Below are 4360 nucleotides of genomic sequence, written 5' to 3'. Positions count from 1 at the left end.
TCAGACATGTCTTCGTTATGCAATTTAATATTGTCCCGGATCGTCCCGTAGAAAAGAAACGGATCCTGGAGCACCAATCCCATTTTTTCTCTCAGTTCCTTCATGGGATAAGATTTAATGCTTTTTCCATCTAGTAAAATCTCCCCTGAAGAGAATTCATAAAATCTCATGAGTAGATTAATAATCGAGCTTTTCCCGCTGCCTGTGTGACCGACAAGCGCAACTGTCTCACCAGGTTTGGCCGTAAAGGAAATATTTTTCAGGACCTCTTTGTGACCATCATACGAAAATGAAACACCTTTAAAGGTTATTTCTCCCTCATTCATTTTATTGGTTCCATCTCCAGAGATCCTCTGAGATGGTGATACATCTTTATCATCAAGCAATGTAAATACCCGTGAGGAAGCAATGATTGCCTGCTGAAACATAGAAAGCCTCATCATGATTTGGTTTACAGGTTCAAAAAAACGGTCAAGATAGTTTACAAATGCATAAAGAACACCAATTTCAATCGGCTGATTGAATGATGTGATACCAAAAAAACTCAATACCACAATCAGGGCTGCAACATATACAAGGTCGATCGCCGGTCTTAAGAGAAGACCATCAACTTTTATATTTTTCATTCCAGCCAGGAAATGCTTCTCATTGATATCTCCAAACTCATCGCGAAGCCTCTTTTCCTGCCTGAAGACCTGGATAATCGACATCCCTTGTAACGATTCACTCAATTTTGCATTCAATTGACTTAGTCTCTCCCTCATATCCTGATAGAAGAGAGAACTGTATTTACGGTACAGCATCATAATATAGAAAATAAGTGGTAATATAAATAAACAAAAGAGAGCGAGCTTAGAGTTGAGAAAAAACATAGCGATGAAAATTCCTGTAAGCAGGAAAGCTCCCTGGATAAATGAAACCATCACACTTACGAACATGTCTTTGATCGCTTCCGTATCGTTGGTCACCCTTGAGACTATACTTCCTGCGGATGTTCTATCAAAATACCTCATGCCAAGGCGTTGAACTTTTGTAAAAACATCTACACGAAGCTGTTGAATTATCTTCAACGCTATCTCCTGAAACTTTAATAGCTGGAAGTAGGATATCAATACATTCCCTATTTGTATGATTAAATATGCAGTCCCCAAAGCGACCAGCGGTCCGTATGGAAACTCTCTCGGTGTCAGATAATCGTCGATGAATATCTTAATGATGATCGGACCGAGTACATCACCGATGGTCGTCAGCAGTAACAATAAAAAAGCCGTAAAGATCTTCTTTTTATGAGGCTTTGTGTATTTCATAAGCCGAAAGAAGATTTTGCGTTGATCGGCCGAAGTCAATGTTGAAATTCTCTCCACTTTTATTCCCCTCCCTGCTCTACAAGTTCTTCTAATTGCTGCCTTATATACATCTCCCTGTACTTCCCTTTACACTCCATTAATTCCTGATGTGTTCCCCTCTCAACGATTCTGCCCTCATCAAACACCACAATGAGGTCTGCATGTTGAATGGCACTCAATCTGTGAGCAGTGATCATTGTAGTCTTTCCATATCTGTTTTCTCTTAACGAAGTCAGAATGGCTTCTTCGGTCTTTGCATCGACTGCTGACAGGGAATCGTCAAGCAGTAATATCTCAGGATCCATCAGAAGCGCCCTTGCAATTGAAATACGCTGTTTCTGACCTCCCGACAATGAAACGCCCCTTTCCCCTACTATTGTCTCGTAACCATAAGTGAAATCGATGATGTCATCATGAATCTGGGCGATTTTTGCAGCTTCTTCCACCAGTTTCCGATCAATTAGTGGATTTGTAAAAGCGATATTTTCATAAATAGTGGAAGAAAACAAGAAATGATCCTGCGGGACGTAGCCGATTGCTTCCCGTAATTTTGAAAGTTTATACTCCTTTATTGAATGGTCACCAAACATAATTTCACCTGTGTAACCTTCAAATTCTCTTAAAAGCATGCGTAATACCGTGGTTTTACCTGCACCGGTCTTTCCTACAATCCCGATGGTGCTGCCCTTTTTCACTGAAAAATAAATGTTTTCTAATGCATGCGCTTCTTCATTCGGATATGTAAATGTGTCTACTCGATACTCAATATCACCTGAAGGACATACTTCAACCGCATGTCCTTTATCTTCAATTTCCACATCTTCGCATAACAAACTCGATACCCTGTCGTAGGAAGCCCTTCCCCTTTCCACAATATTAAAGAGCCAGCCAAAGGCAAGCATCGGCCAAATCAACAGCCCCAAATAGGTTGTAAATGAAATCAATTCCCCTATCGTCAGCTCTCCACTCACGACAAGCCGTGATCCAAATACTATTGACAGAAAGAATGATATACCTACAATAATGGAAATGGTCGGATCAAATAATGAATCTACTTTTGCCACAGCGATATTTTTCTGCACGACATCTTGTGATTGTTCTTTAAATGCATCAATATCTTCTTTTTCCTGCCCGAATGTTTTGATGACCTTTATTCCTGATACACTTTCCTGTGTTTTATCATTTAATGAAGAAAACGCTTCCTGGGCTTTATGAAAACGTTTATGCAGCAGCGATCCGTAGTAACTGGTCAACAAAGCCATAAATGGCATAGGGATAAGAGCAATCAGAGTCAACTTCCAACTGATTGTAAAAGCCATTGCGATAATCACAAATCCCCCCGTAGCAAGTGAATCAACAAGAGTCAGGACTCCGGATCCTGCGGTTTGCTGAATGGCCTGTAAATCATTTGTAGCGTGTGCCATAAGGTCCCCTACTCTTCTTTTTTGATAAAATGAAGGCGACATTTTCGTAAAATGATGATATAAGCGATTTCTCAGTAATCGGGACAGCTTTGTGGCTGACCCAAAAATCATAATGCGCCATACAAACCGCAGCCCATACATGGATACCGCGGTACAGGTAAGGACGACCATCCATGTCATCAATTGATTAAAAGTGAGATTGTTATTTTTGATACTATCAACGACTATCCCTACAATTTTCGGAGGGATCAATTGAAGAAAAGCAACAAATAAAAGAATTAAAGTTCCAATTAAATAAGACCTTTTTTCCTGTATAAAGAACCATTTCAAATCCAGAAATACTTTCATTTTATATCCCCCGTATGTGTAATAAACGACTCTTTATTTTACCAAAATTTCTTAAATTTGAGAAATCTTTATTTTAATTTATATTGCACATTCTTCTTTATCCTGCCGGGAGATCCCAACTTTCCAGGGCAGCCCATAATAAAGAGCAGCCAATTCAAAAATGGCTGCTCTCTGTAAGGGTAGAATTATTCATGAATTTCTACAAATGGTTCCTGATCGACTTCTTTTACAATCGTCGCTTTCAGTCCTTTTGGGGTTTTCACATATAGATACACTGGCATATGCGGGAAATAATCGACAATTTCCGGTCCGATAGCCTGCGCAAATCCAACGAGTTCTGTTTCCTTGACCATCCCAGTATGGACATCCAGCACAAGTTGATTCAAGTTGTCTTTTTTGTACAATGCTTTACCTACAAATTCAATATCCTGATGCGAGAAATACTTGGAAACGTAATCTTCAAGATCCCGGATTCGATTGTGAAGATCACGGTCTTTTTCCTCCCCGGCATCACTCGGAAAGTAATAATATTTCTCATTAATATCTTCCCATTTTTTTATCGTATTGTCGTTGTCATCAACAAACGTGTTTGTGAAGTAATTGCCTGGGACCACACTGTTTATCGGCTGCAGTTTATAAATGGAAATAAAAATAGGTACATTTTTTAATTCTTTCATTGAACGGATTCTGCTCACGACTTTTTTTGCAGCTTCCTTACCATACTTTTCAAGAGCTTTATCCCCAATGACCTTCTCATCAAAATGCATTAAGCCCTTTGAATCTTTTACACGTATGTAATCAGTTTGATTCATTGCAAATCCCAGGGAAATCCCTTGTATTTTACCTTTTGAATCAACATAATTCTGCTCATGTATATAGGATAGATACATCGGGTTTTTCTTTTCCTGTTCAATTCTTTCCTCCCAGCCCATATCTTCCGTGATTTTAATGGCTGGATTGAGACCTTCCTCATTTTCTTTCGAATTCCTGCCTAACCAGGAGCTGATATCTTTCAAATATTGTCCTTCTTGATAAATATAATCTTCCGGAGAAAAATAATCCTTTGATAAAGACATTAGACCAGTTTCTATTTCATCCATATCACTGCGATTATTTATCATCATCGTAATCAATCCCCGATTGACTGATTTCTTTTGCTTATTGATCTTATAGGACAGATATTCACGGGCTTCACTTGCCGCGCTGTCTTGTATTTCAAGTGTTTCTTCATCAATCACTTCC

The 4360-nt window shown here is 39.1% G+C and carries 3 protein-coding genes; all 3 read right to left on the bottom strand.

The window, feature by feature from the left end; genetic code table 11:
- Positions 1-1307 (bottom strand): ABC transporter ATP-binding protein (locus HP456_RS20430; RefSeq protein ID WP_172254545.1); only part of this gene is annotated, 1307 nt, incomplete at its 3' end.
- A gap of 59 nt (positions 1308-1366) precedes the next feature.
- A complete protein-coding gene (locus HP456_RS20425) occupies positions 1367-3118 on the bottom strand; it encodes an ABC transporter transmembrane domain-containing protein (RefSeq protein ID WP_172254535.1) in 1752 nt (583 codons plus the stop codon).
- Between the two features lie 185 nt (positions 3119-3303).
- Positions 3304-4360 (bottom strand): CamS family sex pheromone protein (locus HP456_RS20420; RefSeq protein ID WP_172254528.1); only part of this gene is annotated, 1057 nt, incomplete at its 5' end.

The organism is Bacillus haikouensis, from assembly GCF_013179555.1.
GTDB lineage: Bacteria > Bacillota > Bacilli > Bacillales > Bacillaceae_B > Rossellomorea > Rossellomorea haikouensis_A.
The sequence above is the reverse complement of the archived record's forward strand: the minus strand, read 5'-3'. Positions and strand labels throughout refer to the sequence as shown.

Coding starts and splice junctions, on each gene's coding strand:
- HP456_RS20425 (WP_172254535.1), bottom strand. CDS start 3,118: ATGAAAGTATTTCTGGATTTGAAATGGTTCTTTATACAGGAAAAAAGG.